This is a genomic window from Paenibacillus spiritus (assembly GCF_008710135.1).
Lineage (GTDB): Bacteria > Bacillota > Bacilli > Paenibacillales > Paenibacillaceae > Paenibacillus_AQ > Paenibacillus_AQ glufosinatiresistens.
The window spans coordinates 531,549-554,208 of the sequence record NZ_VYKK01000004.1 but is presented as its reverse complement, the minus strand read 5'-3'; the positions used below and the strand labels follow the sequence as shown (position 1 = coordinate 554,208).

Here is a 22,660-nt window from a genome sequence, read left to right as displayed (position 1 = left end):
GAAGAGAATGAAATGTCCAAACTGCGGGTCCAAGGATATAGGCAAGATCGGTTCCCATCAATTCTATTGCTGGGGCTGCTTCATCGAACTGACGGTGAACGGCGAGAAAATGTCGGTGTATCAGGTGGAAGAGGACGGCACGCTCAGCTCGCTCGATGATCTGTTCTGCGGCGAGGAAGCCGTGCCCGAATTTCCGCAGATTCAGGCTACTTCGTAAGGCGGGAGCTTCTGCCCGGCGAAGAAGTTACATAGCATGAACGAAACCCGCTCTTTCGGGAGGCTCACGCCTGCCGGGAGAGTGGGTTTTTGTGCGAAATCACACGTGTAACCCTGCGGGCTTCGTACTCGGGAAGGCTTGCATCTTTGGTATGCGGGCTAAGGAATTGGTATGTCCTCCCCAAGAGAGCGGCCCCTATACTGGAAGCATCCGGCGATACAGTCGCCGGAATTCGTTGATGTTCATAGGGGGAGGAATGACTTTTGTATCGCACTACCATTTCCAAGCTTCTGGTCGGGCTCCTGCTGCTGACCAGCCTGCCGATCGGGAACACTTCGGCCGGAGCTGCAGCAGGCAAGGCCGGCGGCTCCGTTCAGGCGGCTCCAGCCGTTGCCCTTGCTGCCGCCGGCGATGCAGCCGAAGGCGCAACCGCGCAGGCGAAATTCACGGACATGAAGGGCCATTGGGCAGCCGGGGCGGCGGAGAAGCTGGCTGCGGCCGGCATTCTGCAGGGAGACGCCCAAGGCCGCTATGAGCCTAAGCGTGCGGTCACCCGCGCCGAACTGACAGCCGTTATGACCCGGATCTTCCGGTATACGGCGGAAGGACAACCTGCCTTTACGGATGTAGGCGCTTCTTCCTGGTATGAGAAACCGGTTCGGCAGGCGTATGCAGCCGGACTTGCAGCCGGTTATCCGGACGGCAGCTTCCGGCCGGATGCCGCCGTCCAGCGGCAGGAAGCGGCGGCGCTCCTGTACCGGGCTTTTCGGATGGAGCCGGGTTCGAAGTCGCTTGTGAACGCCGGAACTGACGGGGCCGAAGTCTCGGCATACGCCCGCGAAGCCGTGAATGCGCTGCTGGCCGCAGGTTATCTCAGCGGTGATGCTTCTGGGAGAATAGCGCCGAAGGCGGAGCTTACCCGGGGCGAGCTTGCCGCGCTGCTGGACCGGATGATCGGATGGATCAGTCCGGCCGAAGGAAGCTACAAGGTGGGCAGCCTCCAGGGAAGTCTGATTATCAACCGGCCGAATGTAGCCGTGCAGGGCGCGGCGGTGGCCGGGAATTTGTATGTAGCTCCGGGAGCCGCCGAGGGAGACGTGAATGTGACCGGCCTACAGGTGGCGGGCGTGAGCCGGATCTCCGGCGGAGGAGAGCATTCTGTAGTATTCCGGAAATCCGCGCTGGAGCGGGTGATTGTGGATAAATCCGCCGCGCCGGTCCGGGTGGTGCTGGAAGAAGGAAGCTCCGCTGCGCGGCTGGAGCTGGTCCAGCCTGCCGGCATCGTGATTTCGCCGGATGTGCGGGTAGGCACGCTTATCGTGGATGCAGCAGCCTCCGGTTCTCGAATTGAGAACCGCGGAACCGTGGACCGGCTGGAAGTGGAGGCGGAAGGCATCCAGTTTAACGGAAAGACGCTCACTTCGGGAACGGTGCTTCAGGGACTGACCGGAGATAAGGTCTCTTCGCCGCCAGCGGCAGCAACGGCAGGAACAGGCGGGACAGGCTCCTCGCCGACGGTTACCGTATCGCCAACGGCAACCGTATCGCCAACGGCAACCGCATCGCCGACGGCGACTGCATCGCCAACCGCGACCGCATCGCCGACCGCGACGGCATCGCCGACCGCGACGGCATCGTCGACCGCGACCGCATCGCCAACCGCGACCGCATCGCCAACCGCGACGGCATCGCCAACCGCGACGGCATCGCCAACCGCGACGGCATCACCAACCGCGACGGCATCGCCAACCGCGACTCCTTCCACGGATGACTCGCAGTGGGAGCTGGTGTGGAACGATGAATTCAACGGCGAGCAGATCGACGAATCCAAATGGAATGTCCAGAATACCGGCGTCGTCTACAATGACGAACTGGAGTATTACCATCCGGATAATGCCAAGCTGATGAAGGAGAGCGGCCATGGAGTCCTGGAGCTGGAGGCGCGGAAAGAGGCGTACGGCGGCAAGAATTATACGTCCGGCAAGCTGACCTCCAAGATGAAGGGAGACTGGACCTACGGCAAGTTCACGGTCCGGGCCAAGCTGCCGATTCAGCAGGGCATGTGGCCGGCCATCTGGATGATGCCGACCGATGAAGAGAATCAATACGGCCCTTGGCCGGGCAGCGGCGAGATGGACATCATGGAGCTGACCGGACCGGTTGCCGGAGACGAGGCGAATGCCGATCTGTATCCGCGGACGGTTCACGGTTCGCTTCACTATGATATCCCGCATGTCTCGCAGTCGAAGACCTATGTACTGCCGAAAGGCCAGACCTTTGCCGACGACTATCATGATTTTACGATGGAGTGGCTGCCCGGCTTGATCCGCTACTACGTAGACGGAGAGAAGTATTTTGAAACCAGCGATTGGGGAACGAAAAGAGAAGGGCAGCCGGACTATTATACGTACCCGGCTCCGTTCGACCGGCCTTTCTATATGATCCTTAACTTGGCCGTGGGCGGTTCCTGGCCGGGGAACCCGGCCGATAATTTCCAGTCGGACCGCATGTATGTGGACTACGTCCGCGTCTATCAATACAAAGGACTGGATCAGTGGCCGGCGGTCGGAGAACGCCCCGTCCATTCGGGCGATGCCCATCCGCAGCGTCCGGCTCTAGCGGACGGCAACCAGATCTATAACGGGAACTTCACGGGAGAAGCTGCGGCGAGCGGCGTGCCGGCTGAGTGGCAGTTCATCGAGAACGCCGGAGGATCGGGGCATGTCCAGGTTGTAACCGATGCCGAGAAGGGAACCGCGGCTAAAGTTACGGTCGATCAGGCCGGCACGCAGAATTATTCGATTCAGCTCACCCAGATGCCGATGATGCTGGAGAAGGGCAAAGCCTACAAAGTAACGTTCGATGCCAAAGCGGACGCGGCCCGGCGGGTGATGAGCAAGCTGACCGAATTCGGGGGAGGCTGGACGGCCTATTCCCAGGAACGGTTCTTCGATCTGACCGACCAATGGGCTTCCTACACGTACACCTTTAACATGAATCAGCCGACGGATAACAATGCCCGGTTCGAATTCAACCTCGGATTGAGTGATGTCGATGCCTACTTCACGAATGTCAAGGTCGTCGAGACCGAGCCGCTGCCTGTGGAGCGGACGCCTCTTGCCGACGGCAATCTGATCTACAACGGCGGGTTCGAGCTGGGCAGCGGCCGAATGGGCTACTGGACGTTCGGGACCGACTCCGCTTCCGGCATTCAGGCTGCGGCCGGCGTAACGAACCGCCTGGAACTGCCGCTGATGAAGAGAGAGTTCCGCGCCGACATCCAGACGCCGGGTTCATCGGCTGATGCCGCAGTGCTCTCGCAGGCAGGGCTGCCTCTGGCCGCAGGTTCTTACCAGCTCTCGTTCGATGCCCGTTCGGACAGCCGGGGACCGCTCGGCATCCGTCTGACAACGAAAGACGGCGAAGTCCTTTACCCGGACGGCTCGCAGATGGAGCTCTCAACCGGATGGACTTCCTACAGCACGGAAATTCAGGTGCCCGGTTCCGGGAACAGTGCAGGTACACTCAGCTTTCTGATGGGTCTGTCCGCAGGAAGCGTGGAACTCGACAATGTTCGTCTGGTCCGCAAGCCATCGCCTCCGGTTCTCGACCAATATCTGCATATGCAGGCCGATCAGTACTGGAATGCCTCGGGCGTTGATCTGGCGCCGGGCCAGGAAGGCAGCAAGGATATGACCGGAATGGACCCAGGCGATTATGCGGATTTCAAAGTCCAGATTAACCGGCAGGGGACTTTCGTTCCGACGATCCGCGCCGGAAGCGACCAAGCTTCGTCGCGGCTGGAGCTGACCGTGCTGGACAGTTCTAAGAAGGCCGTTGCGACCGCCGATGTCTATGCAGCGGAGATCGGGAATGCCGAAACGGCTTACCGCTCGCTGTCCGGCGCACCGCTGAGTCTGGATGCCGGGACGTATTATTTCCGGCTCAGCGGCAGCGGATACCGGCTGGCCTGGCTGGATCTTTCCCGGGAGGCTGTAGTGAACGGGACAATGGATCAGGAGACGGAAGGCTGGACGCTGTTCAAGAAGGATGGGGAAAGCGATCCGAACAGCTTCATGGCCGCAGATAACGGCCAACTGGCCGTAACGGTAGGCGGAAGCGGCGAGGAAGACTGGCATGTTCAGGTGAAGCAGGCGCCCTTCGCACTGGAACAGGGAAGAACCTACAAGCTCAGCTTCGATGCAGGAGCTTCGCTTGCCCGCGATATTCGGGTGCTGATTCAACATGACGGAACGATAGACAAGAATTGGACGACTTATCTGAACGAAATCGTGCCGCTGACCGAAGCGAACGGCCATTTTGAATACTTCTTTACCGCTCGGGCCAGTGACGTCTCCGCCGTGCTGCAATTCAGTCTCGGCAAAGTTACGGAGGCGCTGGGCCAGCATACCGTGAAGCTGGATAATGTCTCGCTGATCCGTGTCAATCCCGTTCTGGCCGGGCAGCCCTATTCCGAGAACCTGATGCCTAACGGCGACTTCTCGGCCCCTTCGCTTGCGGGATGGACCTTCTATTCCTCCGACAGCGGAGCCCTGTCCATCTCGAATCAAGATGAAGCGCTGAAGATTCAGGTCGGAACCGTGGGAAGCAACAGCTGGGACCGGCAGGTGTACTATGAAGGCATTACGTACAACGACGGCAGCCATTACACTCTTACTTTCAAGGCTAAGGCCAGCAAGCCGCGCAAAATGAATGTCAGTCTCGGCTGGCTGGATGCCGCGGATAATTATGCCTGGCACGGCTACGGAAGCCAGATCGTTGATCTCGGAACGGAGTATAAGGAATATACCGTTGAATTCGACGTAACCGGAGGCGGCACGCCGATCGGACGGGTTTCTTTTGAGCTCGGGAACATCGAGGACAGCGCAGGCAATCTGGATGTTGTAATCGATGACCTACACCTGGTGTCGAGTTGATATTTTGTTATCCCGGCTCGGGATTTGGTATTTAGACCGGGAAGCGCCAATTTTATAATGAAGATGCGGGGGACGGACAGCCGCCTCCGCATTCTTTTACACAACCTTAACTAAATGGGGGAGATTGTAGGAATGAAAAAGACAGGAGCGTCACTGGGCATTCTGCTCATGGCACTGACCGTAGCCATCAGCGGATGCGGAGGCAACAATGCCGGGAACAACAAGGAGCAAAGTTCGGATAACAACGCTAAATCATCAAGTGCTTCGAGCGCACCGAGCGCTTCGAAGGCCCCTGCCGAGGCAGAGGCCAGCAAGGACCCGGTTACGCTGACCGCCTGGATCATGCCGAACAGCCCGAAGCCGGACGCCGACTTCCTGAAGACGATTGATCCGTATCTGAAAGAACATCCGAACGTGAGCGTGAAGGTTACCGTGCTGGACTGGGGTTCTGCCTGGACCAAGATTACGACAGCCGCTACGAGCGGAGCCGGTCCTGACCTTCTCCAGCTCGGCACGACCTGGGTGCCGGCGATTGCCAGCATGGGCGGCATCGACAAGCTGAACGACAAGGTGGCCGACGTAGGAGGCGCTGAATCCTACCTGCCTGCAATTTGGGATACAACCTCCGTATCGGGACAGGAAGACATCTACGCGGTTCCGTGGTTCGTCGATGCCCGGGCGATCTATTACCGGACCGATGCATTCAAACAAGCCGGCGTGGACACCGCCACAGCCTTCAAAGACTGGGATTCGTTCAAAGCCGCACTGGAAAAAGTGAACGGCGTAACGGTCGACGGCAAGAAGATGGCGGCTCTGGGGCTCCCGGGCAAGAATGACTGGAACGTTGTCCATAACATTTTCCCTTGGGTCTGGGCAGCGGGCGGCAGCGTGCTGGCGGACGACAACAAGACTGTAACGTTCAACGACGAGAAGGGACTCCAGGGCGTCATGTACTATACCGGTCTTGCGCATGAGGGTCTGGTCGAGAAAGCGTCACTGGAGAAAAACTCGTCCCAAATCGAAAGCGATTTCGGCGACGGCAAATCGGCGGTCATTATCTCCGGCGCATGGCTTGCCAAGAACTTTGCGACTCCGAAGGCGAACGGCGGGATGTCGGACAAGGCCGCAGCCAAGAACTTCGCCGTTGCTCCGCTTCCGGCAGGACCCGGCGGCCAGTATACCTTCGTAGGCGGCAGCGACCTGACGGTCTTCAGCGGCTCGAAGCATAAAGAAGCCACCTGGGATCTGATCAAATACCTGTCTACGGATGAAGCCCAGCAGGCGTATGCCGATGTATCCGGCCAATTGCCGTCCAAGCTGTCGGTTCTGAACGATCCGAACCAGGATGTGAGCATGAAGGCATTCGCCGAAGCGACCAAATACGGACGCGGCTACCCGGCTATTCCGCAGTGGGGCCCGACGGAGACTGCGCTGCAGAAGCATTTTGCCAACATCTGGGATATTGTTGCCGGTGTGAAGGGCACCTACAACGAAGAGAGCGTGAAGAAGGAACTGGATGCGGCCGCATCCGAAGTTAAGTCGATCGTCAACCAATAAAGAATAACGAAAGGCCGCTGCGGCTGAAAGGGCGCGGCGGCCCTTCATTGACAAAGCGAGGGATATGAGATGGGACTCCATACGGAAGCCGACACCCGGGGCCAAGCCCCCGCCCGCAAGAAACGCTCGTTATGGCGCAAAAAGGTCAAAGAACATAAATTTGCTTATCTGCTGATGCTGCCGACACTCCTGTTCATGATGATGGTCCATCTGCTGCCCATGCTTGAGGGCATCTGGATGTCTTTCCTGAAATTGAATCAATTCACACTGGTTAAATACCTGAAGGCGCCGTTTGTGGGGCTGGACAATTATGTCGGCTTATTGTTCAACTCCGACAACCCGGTCCGGCAGGGGCTGGACTATGCGATTCGGAACACCATCATCTATTCGGTTATTGTAACGGCCGGAGTCATGGTCATGGGCCTTATGATGGCCATCCTGATGAACCGGGATTTCCCGGGGCGGGGCATCGCCCGTACCGCCATGCTGCTTCCCTGGGTCGTACCTTCCTATGTGGTCGGCGTATTGTGGGGATTCATGTGGCAGCAGAACGGCATCATTAACCATATTCTGGTTGACGTGCTGCACCTGATGGACGAGAAGCCCTTCTGGCTGATGGGCCATAATACCATCTGGGCGATTATCATCCCTACCATCTGGAGAGGTTGGCCGTTCCTGATGGTTATTTTTCTGGCGGGACTCCAGACGATCCCAGGGGATATTTACGAAGCGGCAACCATTGATGGGGCGCATAAGATCCGGCAGTTCTGGCATATCACCCTGCCGATGCTGAAGCCGATTATTGCGGTGCAGCTGCTCTTCCAGATTATCAACAATGTCTATTCCTACAACATCGTCTCCACCATGTTCGGCAACGGGGCCGGTTATCCCGGCGAGTGGGGCGATCTGCTCATGACCGCACTGACGCGTCAATCCTTCGGATACTGGGCGTTCGGCTCGGGTTCTGCTGCATCCCTGATGCTGATGATCGCGATGCTGGGCGTAGTCGGAGTCTGGTATCGCTCATTCAGAACGGAGTTGAACGCACAATGAGTACATTAAGCAAGCATCGCGCCCGCCGCTCTGTCGGTTCTTTCCTGCTGACGACGATGACCTGGCTGATCGTCATTATTACCGTGTTCCCCATCCTCTGGATGGTGTTCACCTCGCTGCACGCCAACGACGAGATTATGAACGGCATCACGACCATCTCTCTGCCGAAGCCGCAGTGGGTCAATTACGTCAATATGTGGGATACGGTCAACTTTGCCGTCTACTTCCGCAACAGTCTGATTATTTGCAGCGTGACGACGCTTCTCGCCGGCGCCTTTGCGGTGATGGCGGGCTATGCGCTCGCCCGGTTTGAATTCCCGGGTTCCAAGCTGTTCAGCATGAGCATTATCTCCACCCAGCTCATCCCGGGCATCATGTTCCTGTTCCCGATTTATCTGATGTTCCTGTGGATCAAAAATACGTTCGGTCTCCCGATGATCGACACGTACTGGGGCATGATTCTGGTCTATACGGCTTTCTATACGCCGATCAGTATCTGGATTATGCGCGGTTTCTTCGTCTCCATCCCCCGGGATCTGGAGGAGTCGGCGGTGATTGACGGCTGCACCAAATTCCAGGCTTTCTACAAAATCATCCTGCCGCTCTCCCTGCCGGGCATTATCGCGACCGGTATCTTCATCTTCCTGACGGCCTGGGATGAACTGCTCTTCGCCTGGGTGCTGACGACCAGCTCCGATGTCCAGACCATCCCGGTCGGCATCCGGCTCTTTGTCGGACAATACAATACCCGTTATGATCTGCTGATGGCCGCATCGACGGTGGTTACGCTTCCGGTTATGGTGACGTTCTTCATGACCCAGAAATACTTTATCAGCGGCATGACCGCCGGGGCCGTCAAGGGCTGATCCGGCTGTGCCAGGAAGGAAGATTCATATGCTGAATTACTTGGCTGCAAGAGAATTGAAGAAGTCGCCTGAAGACGTGCTGAGAGAGGCATTCTCCGGGCTGATCGCTCCGGATGCCCCGGTCAGCGCGGTATTTGCGGATTCTTCGCACGAGGCTGCGATCGGGGTAGCCGGCTTGCCTTACCGGCTGCCGGCGATCCGGGAACTGCTGTCGCTTCCGGGCATGGCTGCCCTTCTTCCCCCGGCGGGAAGCGGCGCTTCGGCGCTGCTGACCCTGGGCAGAGGAAGCGAAGGGCTGTCACTGCATGTGCGCGGAGCCGATCTGGAGATCCGGGAGGCGGCGGTTCCGGCTGCGGCCGCCTGGGAGGCGCTGCGCCTGCTGGATGAAGCCGCCGGCTGGGCGGGTTCGCTGAACAAGGACGGCGAGCATATTCTGGATCTGCGGAGTCCGCTGCCCGGCCCGCACTTCGGGGTCAATCTGCTGCTCGGCAACCGGATCGGCTTCGACCATGCGCTTCAGACTACGCCCAAGAGCGTCGTAGACCGGCTGGGCGGGGGAAGCTTCCGGTCGCACGCGGCGACCCAGGTGCTGGCTACCCGCTGGGATATGCGGCAGGAAGAGAACGGATTTCCGGCCAACCGCCAGTTCTATCTGCTGGAGGACGGCGAACAGATCTTCTACTCGGCGGAACCGGGGGATGCCCGGATCGAATCGGCGGTGTGCACCCATTCCCAGAACATGACGGTCATCCGCTACCGGACCCGCTGCGGGCTGGAGATTACACGAACGCTCTTTATTCTGCCGCAGCGGGCAGGCGAGCCGCTGGCAACGGAAGTGCAGCGGATCGATATTGCCAACCATGGAGAGACGTCCCGGCGATTGAGACTCGTCTACACCGGCATGTTCGGTTCGGCCGCTCCGAATGCGCTGTTCGAGGATGTGCTGTACAGCAATGTCATTATGCAGGGCGGCGTGCTTCGGAACGAAGACGGAGCGGTGGTTGCCGTCAGTCCCGATTATTATCCGCAAGCCGGACGGACGGACCTGCGGTTCCATTCCATGGTCGTCCATGGTCCGAACGGCCCCGAGCTGCCGCGCGAATACAGCGTCAGCTACAACGAATTTGTCGGGACCGGCTCGCTGCACCGCCCTTCGGGTGCGCTGCGGCTGAGCAGCGTGCTGAACCGCAAGGGACCGGGCTTCTTCGCCGTCGCCGCTCCGCTTGAGATCGCGGCCGGGGCAACCGTAGCCGTTGACCAGCTCACCGGACTGGTCTCGGAGAAGGCCGGCGGCGTCTGGAGCGACGACGCGCTTAAAGATGAAGTCGCCGCTCTGCTTGCGCGGTTCGCTTCGCCGGAGACCGCCGAAGCGGCATTGGAAGAAGCGCGCGGCTTTGTCCGCGAGTACGGGCAATTTTTGCAGCTTGCTTCCGGGTCGGAGCCGCTGGACGCCTATGTGAACCGCAATCTGCCGTTCCAGGTGCTGTATCAGACCTTTGTCTCGCGTTCTTTCTGCCAGACCCAGAAAGGATACCGGGAAATCGGATTCCGGGAAATTCAGGATTTGTATGCGTCGATGTATTATTTTGTCGGCATGGGGCGCCGCGATCTGGTCCGCAGTCTGCTGAAAGAGTGGACCGGCATGGTATTCGAGTTCGGCTATGCCTACCACAACTTCTTCTGGGTCGGCAAAGAGCCCGGAAAGTGGTCGGATGATGCGCTCTGGCTGATTCAGGCGGTATACCGGTACGTCATGCTGACGGGCGATATCGAGTTTCTGGAGGAACCGTGCGGGATAGCGGGAACTTCGCGCCAGCGTCCCGTCTTTGAGACACTGCAGGCGATCATTACGTATTCGGGGCGGATTTCGGTCGGGCGTCACGGGCTCCCGCTGCTCGATTATGCGGACTGGAACGACTGCCTGAAGCTGGACAGCACCTGCATCAACGGCCCGGACAAGGAAGCGCGCTACCGGCGCCAGCTGGAAGCGGGCGGCACCTTCGGCGACCCGCTGGAGAGCGACTATTCCGAGAGCGTCATGAACGCCTTCCTGCTCAAGCTGGCGGTGGATGAACTGGCGGAGCTGGCGGAGAAGAAGGGCAGCGGGGCTTACGCCGCTGAACTTGCGGATTTTGGCGCAGAGCTGCGCGAACGGATTCAGAAGCATGCCTGGAAAGAGGACTTCTATGCCCGCGTACTGTTCAACCGGTACCCGGACGGCGAGTATGCCTATCTCGGAGCGGCCGGCGACGGCTTGTCCGCCGATCCGGACCACGACGGTTCGTACTTCCTGAATTCCTTCAGCTGGAGCGTCCTCTCCGGCTGCGCCGACGAAGAGCAGATCAAGATTATGCTGGATACGCTCGACCGGCGGCTCTGGACGCCTTACGGGCTGAAGCTGGTCTCGTCCGTCGCGCTGGGACGCGTATCCTCGCATACGGCTTCCGACGAATACTTCCCGGGTGACCGGGAGAACGGCGGCGTGTTCAAGCACGCCTGCATGATGGCGGCGGCTGCGATGTTCAAGGGGGCCAAGGAAGTGCAGGACCCGGCGCTTGCGGCGCGTCTGGGACAGAGCGGACACTGGCTGATGGACCGGGTATTTCCATTCCGTACAATGGACGACCCGTTTGCCGTCTGCGGCAACCCGAGATTCTGCACCCAATACAACAACAGCGAGACCGGAGAGAACATCGGTCCGATGCTGAGCGGAACGTCAACCTGGCTCACGCTGTCGCTGATGGCGGCGCTTGGGCTGGAATACAAGGCGGATGGGCTTGCGCTCGACCCCGTCCTTGCGGATACGGACACCGAGCTGTCTTATACGCTGAGGCTGGAAGGGGCGGCCTATCACATCCGGATCGTCAAGCCGGAAGGATTCCGGCGGGTGAAGGACGACACGGCGGTGCTGACGATGGACGGGAAGCCTCTGGAGAATGGGCGGATTCCTCTCCTGGCCGACGGAGGTCTGCATGAGGTGGAGCTGAAGTTTGAAGCAGCCGGGCGCTAGAGCGCCCGGTCGCGGAAATCCTGCGGCGTCATTCCCGCGTACTCCTTGAACAGCTTGATGAAGTAGTGGGCGTTGGAATAGCCGAGTTCGGCTGAAATCTCGTATATTTTAAGCGGCGTATGAGTCAGCAGATACGCCGCTTTTTCCATCTTCGCTCCGCTGATGTAATCGCTGATGCGCCTGCCTGTCTCCAGCTTGTACATTTTGGACAGATACACGGGATGCATCCCGACATGGTCGGCAATGGACTGAAGCGACACGTAATGCAGGTTGGCGTCGATATAGGCGTGGACCCGGTGTATCAGACCCAGACGGTTGTCGCGCCGTTCGGAGTCGAAATAATCCCGCAGCCGTTCAATCATGGCCTCGGCCCACTGCCCCAGCTTGTCCGGGGTCTGAAACAAAGCGGGCTCCAGCAGCGGATTGCCGACAATATCGCTGAGCAGCCGGTTGTTCTTGTGGGCGAAGTAATAGAAGGCCGTCTCCAGATGAAGCCGGACTTCATGGATATGCTCCAGGGAGAGATCGGAATTGCGCTGCATCTCTCCAATAATGGCGTCCAGCTTGGCCTGAATCCCTTCCCAGTTGTTGGCCTCGAACATATGGAACAGCATGGGAGGCTCATAGAGCGGCTGAAGGATTTCTACCTGGGGAGCGCCAGCGGAGCTCGCGGCATTCAGATAAATGCCCTTCTCGCTGCCGATATGCTGCCGGATTGCGGAAATGGCGGATTGATAGAGGCTGTAGACCTGGCCGGGGAAGCTGCCCCAATCCGTCGTGACGACCGAGAGACCTCCGCCCATCAGCATGCCGACATGATTCTGAAGCTGATACGCGCTCTGGGTTACCTGACGTTCCCATTCGCCCGTCTCTTCCTCTTCGGCCCGGGGCTGAAGCAGAATAACGAGGTAGTCATGCACATCCTTGCAGGACCAGATATGGAAGCCGTCCTGAAAAAGCTCATGCGCAATATTCAGAATCGCATACTCGAAGAGCAGCATGCTGTTCATGTCCTGATTGCGGAAAAATTCTTCCGGCCGCACCACGGCCAGACAGACGGGGCGGCCGGGACGCAGAGGCAGATCGAACTGCTCCAGCCGTTCGGCAAGCTGAGCGGAGGGAAGCTTGCGTCCCTGAAGCAGCTCGCCCAGCAGACGGTCCCGAAGCAGCGGCAGATGCTCCCGGAAGGTCTGCAGGGTCCGCTGATAGGAAGCCTTCGAGCTCCATTCCTCGCGCAGCTCCTGCTGAAGACGGCCGATCACTTCGATCAGCTCGTCGTTGGAGATCGGCTTCAGGAGATAGGCGCTGGCCTGCTCCTCAATCGCCTTGCGGGCGTATTCGAACTCGGCATATCCGGTCAGCATGACCACCCGGGTAGGCTTCCAGCGGCTGCGGATGGCCGCAATGAGCTCCAGACCGGACATTTCCGGCATATTGATATCCGTCACTACAATATCGACAGGATTGTGCTGAAGAATCTCCAGCGCTTCGCGCCCGGAGTAGGCTTTATGAACCTGTTCAAAGCCCAGTTCTCCCCAGTTAACGGAGATGGACAAGTCATCGACCACGTAAGGCTCGTCGTCAACCAGCAGAATGTGATGCATCAGGGTCCTCCTTGTGTTGTTCCATATGAAGTGTAATTTGCAGTCCGCCCTCGGGCACCGAAGCGATTCTTAGTCCGGAGGCTTCGCCGTAATGATGCTTCAGCCGCTGCTGGACGTTCCAGAGACCGCAGCCGCCTTCGTCCGGACGGTCTTCCCGGACCGGATCGTTCAGTCTGGCGTACAGCCGGCTGATCGCCTCGTCGGTCATGCCGGCACCGTTGTCCTCTACGGTGACGAGGATCGCTTCGCGGGTCCGGCAGGCGCTGATCCGGATGCAGCCCTGGCCGATTTTCTTCTCGATGCCGTGAATGATGCTGTTCTCCACCACCGGCTGAATCAGCAGCCGCGGAATCTCCAGGCCAAGCATGTCTTCCGGAACCTCCAGATGATAGCGGATGCGCTGCTTGCGCAAGTTCTGGATCGCCAGATAATTCTCCAGCAGCCGAAGCTCGTCCCGGAGAGTCGTCAGGGAATGGTCGAGTTTCGTCATATAGCGGTAATACTCGCCGAGACTCAGCGCCATGGCTTCCACCGCTTCCGTGTCGCCGATGCCGGCCTTGCTCTTGATGAAGAAGAGGCAGTTATACAGAAAATGCGGGTTGATCTGGGATTGCAATTGTTTCAAATGCGCGTCCTTGGCTCGGATCTGCTCCAGGTACACCTGCTCGATCAGCGATTGAATCGTCGCTGCCATGTCGTTGAACTCCTCGTTGAGCATCGTGAATTCCGCATTCGTCCGGACATGGATGCGTGTGGACCAGCGTCCTTCCTTCATCCGGTTCAGAGAGCGAAGAAGCAGGCTGACCGGCTTCTGAACCTGCTTGTAGAGGTGCAGGGAGAAGAACATGCTCATGGCAAGAAGAAGAATCGAGGCCGTCAGAAAGGAATACCGGCTGCCCTTGATCGGCTGAATGATCTCTTCCAGAGGCGAGTAATGAACGATTCTCCAGCCGATGGCGGAGGAAGACACGGAGCTGACGAGATAACGCCCTTCGCTCAAAGCGACGATCTTTGAGGATTCCCGGGTTCCCTCCTCCGGCAGCGCGGCGGACAGCTGGCGGGCCTTGTCCCGGTCGGCGTTCCGGGAAAGGATGAAGCCGAAATAGGGATGATACAGAAACGTATCGCCGATGTTTTGCGACTGGTAGGTTTCGAACATGCGCTCCAGATTGGAGACCGGAAAAAAGACCGTCATGAGAAGTTCGGCCTGCTTCGGATCGGTGCGGCTCTCTGCGGGATCGGACAGCACCAGCTGAAATCCGGCCGTATCCCCGCCTTCTGCCGACCGGATGTATTCCCAGTTCTCCGGGAGCGGCCGGTTCAGCATGGAGGAATCCAAGAGAATCGACGAATCGGAACCGAGCGTCTCGCCGCTCTGCGGCTTGTACAGGGCGATCTGATTCTCCCAGGTGCTGGAGCCGGTCTGGAGGGAGATCTTCTCCAACACGGTAAGGTTGGTCTGATTCGGATCGACCAGATGCCCGAGCTGGCGAATATGCTCATAATCGCGGATCGTCGGGTCCCGCTGAAGCGCATACATATTGCCGGCCAGCTGGTTAATGTTGTTGTCCATCTGCTGGGCGAAGAACTCCAGATGATTCAGGTCGGTAATCTTGATCTGGTTCGTAATGACGCTGACGTCCCTGCGGTAAGACCTTCCGTAGAACAGCAGCGTTACAGAGATGAGCGTAAGAAGAAGCGCTACCAGTTTGACAAACAGATTTGCCCGCCGTGCCATAGGATCATCCTTTGCATAATAATGAAAAAATTATATCACAGGGCGGCAGAGGGCCTGTGATACAATCGGTTTAATTCTTTCAGAAATCGTGAGAAAGCGGGAGACACCATGAAACATCGAATCGCGCTGCTTGCCATGCTGCTTATGCTGCCAAGCTGTTCCCCGGGGAACCATGCCGATGAGCCGGGAACCGGACCGGCCAAGACGGACATCCTCTTTGATGCGAAGCAGGGACGGTACAATCCGCCTGTAGACCTGTATACGGTCGGTTCCGTGAATCCCAATTTGACCTTCAAGCAGGACGAGAGCCTGGAGCACAATGTCCACACCGAGTGGGCCGAAGAACGGCTCGGCATCCGGATTCGTTATTTGTGGACGATCTCCGGCACAACGGAGACCTACGCCAACAAGCTTCGTCTGGAGCTGGCCAAGGGCAATATGCCCGATGTGGTCACAACCCGGGACGCCGACGTCATTCAGGAGCTGATCGGCTCCGGTCAGTTCCGGGAGGTCGGCAGCCTGTTCGAACGCTATGCGTCGCCGGTCTGGAAGAAGGCGGTGGCCGAAGATCCTTCCGCCTGGGATGCCTTTGTGAGAAATGGAGAGCGGTATGCCATCCCCATTATGGATTATGAGTACAGCTCCGATCCGATTCTCTGGATTCGTCAGGATTGGCTGAATCGGCTAAGCCTGCCCGTCCCGCGAACCATGGACGAGCTGGAACGGGTACTGGATGCCTTCACGAACCGGGATCCGGACGGCAACGGGAAGAAGGATACGTTCGGTCTGGCCGTCAGCTTCCGGAACGGACCCAATACCTGGATGGGAGACAGCAGCTGGATCTTCGGCGCTTACGGCATCGTCCCCGAGCAATGGAACCGCGAATCCGACGGCTCGCTGGCGTACGGCTCCGTCCAGCCGGCAGCCCGCAAGGGCATCGAACAGATGAAGGACTGGGTGATGAAAGGATATGTGTCCATGGACAGCGCCTGGTTCGATGAAGAAGGGGCCGCCAATCTCTTTGTCTCCGGCAAAGCGGGGATCATAGCCGGTCCCTACTGGATGAGAGGCTGGCCGCTGTCGAAGCTCGCCGCCCAGGACCCGAAGTCGGCCGTTGTTCCCGTGGCCATACCTTCCGGTCCCGGAGGAATGGTGCAGCGAAGAGGCTCTCTGCCCGTCAATGGAGCCATTCTTATCAACAAGCGAATGAAGCATCCCGAGATTCTGTTCACGTACCAGAACTACCTGTTCGACTCCTACGCCACGTCTACCGGCGAGTTCGCGAACGGACTTGCAGAAGGATACGATTGGACGATGGTGAACGGCAAGCCCAGCATTGAGCCCTCCGCGCTCCCGCTTGGGGGAATTCGGGTGGCCTCCTACACGCTGACCTTCGACGGGGCCCGGATTCCGTCCCGTGTCACCAAGGAGATTCCGAAGGATATTGCGCCGGTGCTGCTGAGCCAGAAGGACGCCTCCCGGAAGGAGCAGTATACCGGACCGCCGATTCCGGCCATGGAAGCCGACAGGGAACTGTTGCGCAAGCTGGAGCAGAAGACGTATCAGCGAATCATATTTGCAGACGGCAGCCTCGGCGAGTTTGACGACTTCGTCGGCAAGTGGCGCGAGTACGGCGGAGACGCCATGACGCGGGAAGTCAACCGCTGGGACAAGGAGAAGCGCTGACGGCCGCAGGGACAAGAAACCGCCTTAATTTAAGGCGGTTTCTTGTATGCGAAAGGGATTTGCCCTTCGTTATTCCGGGGTATGCCGGACCCAATCATAATATGCGTACAGCGGCGCCTGGCCGTCATACGGTTCCAGCCAGGAATCGACGCCTGTCCCGTTCCAGAGATTCATCATGACCCGGCCCGGCGCAGAAGGAAGGTTGTCCGTTGCGGTATGGACCGGCTTGCCGTCAATATACCAGGTGATCGCCTCCCGGCTCCACTGAAATCCGTAGGTGTGAAACTCCCGGGAGGCGTCAAAGCCGAGATCCGCCACATGCTCGTGGCCGCCTTCTCCGTTGGTAAAATAATTGAATTGAACCTGCGTCGTGTTCTTGCCGAGAAATTCGATATCAATCTCATCCCAGGGCTCGCCCTCCGAAGGACCGGTATAAGTAAAGAAAGAAGATACGATCCCCGGATTGGCCGCCGGCTTCATCCGGACTTCGTAACGTCCGTAGCCATACTTCCCGGAAGAACGGTACTCGGCGCCGTCGCGCCTGCCGTCCGCCGCCTTCGTCAGCGACAGAGTCAACAAGCCGTCTCCGGCAAACGCTGCATTATCGGCTCTCCAGGTACAGTCGAACATGCTGCCGTTGGAATAACCGTCGGCTTTGTGCCACTTATCCGGACGGTAAGCGTCCAGAGAATCCTCCCAACCCCCGGAGGCGGTTGGAGAGGCGGGAGCAAGCTCGGCGGCTCCCCATACGGCCGCGGTCACGCCCAGAGCGGCCGCCCCTGCCAGGATCCATTTGCTGCGCTTCACAGATCTGCTCCTCCTGCGTTTGTTCTTGTCTTCATTGTACGGAGCGGGTATCCGCCGCCGCTATACCAAGATGACAAGACGGATAACAAATTGTGAACATGGGAGGGGCCGACGCAACAAGCTCCGGCTATCGCGTTAGGCGAGAGCCGGAGCCCGGGAGAGGGAGAAATCAGTTGCCGGTAAATTTGACCCAATCGTAGTAAGCGTAGAGCGGATTGGCGCCGTTGTAGGAGCCCAGCCAGGAATCAACGCCGGTGCCGTTCCAGAGGTTCATCATAATTTTACCGGGATGGGACGGAATATTGCTTGTAGCCGTGTGCTTCAGCACGCCGTCGACATACCATTTGATGGAGCCCGGCTGCCAGTCGAAGGCATACGTATGATATCCCTTCGAGGCGTCGAAGCCGAGATCGACGATTTTCTCATGGTTGCCGACGCCGTTGGTATAATAGTTGAACTGCACCTTGGTGGTGTCCTTGCCCAGGAACTCGATGTCGATCTCATCCCAAGGCGTTCCGTCTGAAGGACCGGTGTACGTGAAGAACGAGGAGACAATGCCCGTATTCTTGGCCGGCATCATGCTCACTTCATATTTGCCGTACCCGTACTTGTTCACGGACCGCATTTCGGCTCCGTCGAATTTGTTGTAAGCTGAACTGGTCAATGCAAGCCGGAGCTGTCCGCCGCTGGTGAACGAGATGTTGTTGGCCCGCCAGGTGCAGTTGAACATGCCGCCGTTGGAATAACCGTCCGCCTTCTGCCAGGTGGAAGAATTAAAATAAGTCAGGGGCTCCCAAAAGGTAGTAGCGGCCGAAGCGGAAGGGGTACCCGCCATCAGCGTAATAAGAAGCAGGAGAAGAGCACCGCTGCCGAACCGTTTGAACCTTGTCATCCGAAACATTCCTCCTTAAAATGTAAGCGTTTTATATTTCGGAATTATCGTACTCTGCTCTTCTGGTCGAGGCCATACCAACTTCCCAAGCGGCATAACAAAATTCCAAGATTTCCTCGGTCCAACGGTTAATTCCCGCATCTTCCACACATACTGACTGTACATGCGTTCCACCAGGATCGGACCGGGAGGGAAGAATGTGGAAGAGTGGCTTCAGGGAAAAGGGTTCCGGCGAATGATCGGGCTTCTGCTTGTTCTGATCATCTTGTATTTCTTCTGGCTGCTGCGGCCTATGCTGCACGGCGTCTATCTGTTCCTCAAAGCGGTGCTGGCTCCGTTCGTTGCCGCCATCATCGTCTCCTATGTGCTGAATCCGGTCGTAGCCCGGCTCGGTAAACGCAAGATGCCGCGCGGCGTGGCCGTTCTGCTGATCTATACCGTCTTCCTGACGGTATTGACGGTGATCGCCATCAATCTGATTCCGATGTTCCTGAAGCAGCTGGAGGAACTGAACGAGCACCTGCCGGAGATGACCCTCAGGGCTCAGGGCATGATGCGCAGCATGGATACCGGAATCATCCCGCCGGGAGTCGGGCGGGGAATGGACAGCTGGCTGGTGGAGATGGAGAACCGGCTGGCCCATGGAATCTCTAATCTGCTGGATCATATCGGCACGACCATCGGAATTCTGTTCGACGCCTTTATCGTGCCGTTCCTGGCTTTCTATATATTGAAGGATTTTGACGTGTTCGAGCGGCTGCTGGTCTCGTGCCTGCCCCGGTCGCGCCGCAAATCCACGGTGAAACTGCTGCGCGAGATCGACGCTGCGCTCGGCAGCTACATCCGCGGCCAATTTATTGTCTGCCTCGTCATCGGACTGCTCGCCTATATCGGCTACACCATCATCGGCATGCCCTATCCGCTTCTGTTCGCAGGAATGGTGGCGGTCTTCGATATTGTCCCTTATCTGGGGCCTTTTCTCGGGGCCGCTCCTGCGGTCATCGTGGCTTCGACGGTTTCATTCCGGCTCGTTCTCTATGTCGTGGTGGTCAATACGCTGTGCCAGATGGTGGAGAGCAACATCGTCTCGCCGTATGTGGTGGGACGGACGCTTCATCTTCATCCGCTTCTCATTATTCTCGCGCTGCTGGTCGGCGGTGAAGTCGGCGGCATCGTCGGGCTGATTCTGGCGGTGCCGATCTTCGCCGCCGGGAAGGTCGTGCTCCATCATGCGGGGGTCTATTATATGAACCGGACGCGGATTGACTAGAATGACATGCGTTGGTTATAATGTTGGAGATACGCGACGATGAGGATCAGTAGCTTACAAGTCATGCCATTCAGAGAGCCGGCGCTTCTTGGTGCGAGCCGGTTGGCAGGAAGAGCGAACTCGCCTCGGAGCAGCGGCCCGAAGGTGCGGCAGCGGAAGGTTCAGCCGATGGAACATCTCTTGCGAGAGGCTTCCTGGTAACGGCGCAATATTCCGGCGCACAGTAGGCGTCGCCGGTTCACCTCCGTTACCGGGTGTACAAGTGAGCAGGCGGCCAAAGCATGGCGCCGGCTAACTAGGGTGGTACCACGGGAACTTCAGGCTTCTCGTCCCTAGCGATAACGCTAGGGACGGGGAGCTTTTTTAATGGCGATTGCGCCAGCGGGAACGGAAGTCCTAGCCGGATACCCCGACCAAGGATCGGAGCAGCTCCTCACTTTGTGGGGGATTTCATTCATTCTAGGAGGAAATGTCCATGAGCGACATCAAGGAGAACATGCCTTCCGCGCAGGGTTATCAAGCGCAGAAGGTGGAGCCGAAATGGCAGAAGTATTGGGAAGAGCAGCATACATTCAAGACGGGAGAGGACCCGGAGAAGCCGAAGTTCTATGCGCTGGACATGTTCCCGTATCCTTCGGGAGCCGGACTGCATGTCGGCCATCCGGAAGGCTACACGGCAACGGATATCGTCTCCCGCTACAAGCGGATGCGCGGCTACAACGTGCTCCATCCGATGGGGTGGGACGCCTTCGGCCTCCCGGCCGAACAGTATGCCATTGATACCGGCAACGACCCGCGTGAATTCACGAAGAAGAATATCGACAATTTTCGCCGGCAGATCAAGTCGCTCGGCTTCTCGTACGATTGGGACCGCGAGATCAGCACGACCGATCCGGCCTACTATAAATGGACGCAGTGGATCTTCATCCAGCTCTACAACAAAGGGCTGGCTTACGTGGACGAAGTGGCGGTGAACTGGTGTCCGGCGCTGGGCACGGTGCTGGCGAATGAAGAGGTCATCGACGGCAAAAGCGAGCGCGGCGGCCATCCCGTCATCCGCAAGCCGATGCGCCAATGGGTACTGCGCATCACGGAGTACGCCGAGCGTCTCCTGGAGGATCTGGAGGAGCTGGACTGGTCCGAGAGCATCAAGGATATGCAGCGCAACTGGATCGGCAAGTCGAAGGGCGCGGAAGTCGCCTTCGGCATTGAAGGCCGTGACGAATCGCTGACGGTATTCACGACCCGTCCCGATACGCTGTTCGGAGCCACCTACTGCGTACTTGCGCCCGAGCATGAGCTGGTGAGCGCGATTACAACCGAGGCGCAGCGCGCTGCCGTAGACGAGTACCGCGACAAGGCCGCGCGCAAGAGCGATTTGGAGCGGACGGACCTTGCGAAGGAGAAGAGCGGCGTCTTCACCGGGGCGTATGCGGTCAATCCGGTCAGCGGCGCGCGTCTGCCGATCTGGATTGCGGATTATGTTCTGGCCGGGTACGGAACCGGTGCGATTATGGCCGTTCCGGGGCATGACACCCGCGACTGGGAGTTCGCCAAGCAGTTCGGACTGGACATTGTGGAAGTGGTGCAAGGCGGAGATGTAGAGAAGGAGGCCTTTACCGGAGACGGTCCGCATGTCAACTCGGACTTCCTGGACGGTCTGGACAATGCCGCCGCCATCGCCGCTATGATTTCCCGGCTCGAGGAGAAGGGGGCCGGGAAAGGCAAAGTCACCTACCGGCTGCGCGACTGGCTGTTCAGCCGCCAGCGTTATTGGGGGGAACCGATTCCGATTCTTCATCTGGAGGACGGCACAATGAAGACCGTCCCGGAGGATCAGCTGCCGCTGATGCTGCCGGATGTCGATGTCGTGAAGCCGTCGGGCACCGGCGAATCGCCGCTGGCCAATGTGACGGATTGGGTGGAGACCGTCGATCCGGAGACGGGCATGAAGGCGCGCCGCGAGACCAACACGATGCCGCAATGGGCGGGAAGCTGCTGGTACTATCTGCGCTACATCGATCCGCACAACGACCAGGAGCTGTGCTCGCCGCAGAAGCAGAAGGAATGGCTGCCGGTCGATCTGTACATCGGCGGCGCCGAGCATGCCGTGCTGCATCTGCTGTACGCCCGCTTTTGGCATAAGGTGCTGTACGATATCGGCGTAGTCAGCACGAAGGAGCCGTTCCACAAGCTCGTGAACCAGGGGATGATCCTGGGAACGAACAACGAGAAGATGAGCAAATCGCGCGGCAACGTTATCAATCCCGACGAGATTGTCGGCGAGTTCGGCGCCGATACGCTGCGCGTCTACGAGATGTTCATGGGTCCTCTGGAAGCGACGAAGCCGTGGAGCGCGTCCGGGGTGGAAGGCATTCACCGCTTCCTCTCGCGCGTCTGGCGCCTGTTCGTGGCCGAAGACGGCAGCCTGAATCCGAAGATTCAGCCGGAAGGCGGTAACGAAGAGTTCAAGCGGACCTGGCATAAATCGGTCAAGAAGGTTACCGAAGACTTCGAGGCCCTGCGCTTCAACACGGCGATCAGCCAGCTGATGATCTTTATCAACGATGCCTACAAGCAGGATACGCTGCCGAGAGCCGCGATGGAGAGCTTCGTTCAAATGCTGTCACCGCTTGCTCCCCATATCGCCGAAGAGCTGTGGGAACGGCTCGGCCACGAAGGCGGCATCAGCTACGTGCCTTGGCCGGCGTTCGACGAGAAGCTCACCGTGGATGCGGAAGTGGAGATCGTCGTTCAGGTCAACGGCAAAATTGTCGAACGTACGGTGATTGCCGCCGATCTCGGACAGGAAGACATGCAGAAGCATGCGCTCGCTCTTCCGAACGTCGCAGCCGCAACCGCAGGCAAGACGGTCCGCAAAATCATTGCAGTACCGGGCAAGCTGGTGAATATCGTCGTCGGTTAAGTCCGACCATCCGGTTAACCGATCGTTCGGGGCAGGCGAAGCACGCCAAGCCCGCAGTGCAGAGAGAACTCTGCCTGCGGGCTTTTTGGCGTGGCAC

General features: G+C 58.5%; 13 protein-coding genes and 1 other annotated feature. Of the genes, 9 read left to right on the top strand and 4 right to left on the bottom strand.

Going from position 1 to position 22,660, the window contains the following annotated elements:
• Window positions 1-7 precede the first annotated feature (7 nt).
• The 6 genes from F4V43_RS04265 to F4V43_RS04240 all read left to right on the top strand — a co-directional run bounded on the left by F4V43_RS04265 (window position 8) and on the right by F4V43_RS04240 (window position 11,640).
• Window positions 8-217 carry a hypothetical protein gene (locus F4V43_RS04265; protein ID WP_150456990.1) on the top strand — a complete coding sequence of 70 codons (210 nt, stop codon included), beginning with the start codon at window positions 8-10 and terminating at the stop codon, window positions 215-217.
• Window positions 218-480: 263 nt separating this feature from the next.
• Window positions 481-5,154, top strand: coding sequence for a carbohydrate binding domain-containing protein (locus tag F4V43_RS04260; protein WP_150456989.1), 4,674 nt, complete (start codon window positions 481-483; stop codon window positions 5,152-5,154).
• A 132-nt stretch (window positions 5,155-5,286) separates the two neighbouring features.
• Entirely contained in the window at window positions 5,287-6,711 is a 1,425-nt protein-coding gene (locus F4V43_RS04255) for a sugar ABC transporter substrate-binding protein (RefSeq protein WP_150456988.1), read from the top strand.
• 69 nt (window positions 6,712-6,780) lie between these two features.
• Complete coding sequence (locus tag F4V43_RS04250; protein ID WP_150456987.1) at window positions 6,781-7,764, top strand: carbohydrate ABC transporter permease; 984 nt, start codon at window positions 6,781-6,783, stop codon at window positions 7,762-7,764.
• Entirely contained in the window at window positions 7,761-8,630 is an 870-nt protein-coding gene (locus tag F4V43_RS04245; protein ID WP_150456986.1) for a carbohydrate ABC transporter permease, read from the top strand. The genes F4V43_RS04250 and F4V43_RS04245 overlap by 4 nt, the downstream gene beginning before the upstream one ends.
• 28 nt (window positions 8,631-8,658) lie before the next feature.
• Window positions 8,659-11,640 (top strand): GH36-type glycosyl hydrolase domain-containing protein, encoded by a 2,982-nt coding sequence (locus tag F4V43_RS04240; RefSeq protein WP_191089469.1) that lies wholly within the window; start codon window positions 8,659-8,661, stop codon window positions 11,638-11,640.
• Here the strand turns inward: F4V43_RS04240 and F4V43_RS04235 are convergent.
• Together F4V43_RS04235 and F4V43_RS04230 are read right to left on the bottom strand one after the other, a co-directional pair.
• Window positions 11,637-13,244: a response regulator gene (locus tag F4V43_RS04235; RefSeq protein ID WP_150456985.1), complete on the bottom strand. Its 1,608-nt coding sequence runs from the start codon at window positions 13,242-13,244 to the stop codon at window positions 11,637-11,639. The genes F4V43_RS04240 and F4V43_RS04235 overlap by 4 nt on opposite strands.
• Window positions 13,222-14,982: a sensor histidine kinase gene (locus F4V43_RS04230; RefSeq protein ID WP_150456984.1), complete on the bottom strand. Its 1,761-nt coding sequence runs from the start codon at window positions 14,980-14,982 to the stop codon at window positions 13,222-13,224. Before F4V43_RS04230 ends, F4V43_RS04235 begins: the two co-directional genes overlap by 23 nt.
• A gap of 108 nt (window positions 14,983-15,090) precedes the next feature.
• Between F4V43_RS04230 and F4V43_RS04225 the strand changes: the two genes are divergently transcribed.
• Window positions 15,091-16,668, top strand: coding sequence for an extracellular solute-binding protein (locus F4V43_RS04225; protein WP_150456983.1), 1,578 nt, complete (start codon window positions 15,091-15,093; stop codon window positions 16,666-16,668).
• 69 nt (window positions 16,669-16,737) lie between these two features.
• On the opposite strand, the gene bglS (F4V43_RS04220) is transcribed toward F4V43_RS04225, so the two are convergent.
• Window positions 16,738-17,436, bottom strand: a complete 699-nt coding sequence (gene bglS, locus F4V43_RS04220; RefSeq protein ID WP_411898448.1) for a beta-glucanase — start codon at window positions 17,434-17,436, stop codon at window positions 16,738-16,740.
• Between the two features lie 208 nt (window positions 17,437-17,644).
• A complete protein-coding gene (gene bglS, locus F4V43_RS04215; protein ID WP_150456982.1) occupies window positions 17,645-18,367 on the bottom strand; it encodes a beta-glucanase in 723 nt (240 codons plus the stop codon).
• A 199-nt stretch (window positions 18,368-18,566) separates the two neighbouring features.
• Between bglS (F4V43_RS04215) and F4V43_RS04210 the strand changes: the two genes are divergently transcribed.
• Together F4V43_RS04210 and leuS are read left to right on the top strand one after the other, a co-directional pair.
• The gene (locus F4V43_RS04210) at window positions 18,567-19,637 is read left to right on the top strand and encodes an AI-2E family transporter (RefSeq protein WP_150456981.1); all 1,071 of its coding nucleotides are present in this window, start codon (window positions 18,567-18,569) and stop codon (window positions 19,635-19,637) included.
• Between the two features lie 27 nt (window positions 19,638-19,664).
• Window positions 19,665-19,974, top strand: a binding site (T-box leader).
• A 138-nt stretch (window positions 19,975-20,112) separates the two neighbouring features.
• Window positions 20,113-22,563 carry a leucine--tRNA ligase gene (leuS, locus tag F4V43_RS04205; protein WP_317983764.1) on the top strand — a complete coding sequence of 817 codons (2,451 nt, stop codon included), beginning with the start codon at window positions 20,113-20,115 and terminating at the stop codon, window positions 22,561-22,563.
• The last annotated feature ends 97 nt before the right edge of the window (window positions 22,564-22,660 follow it).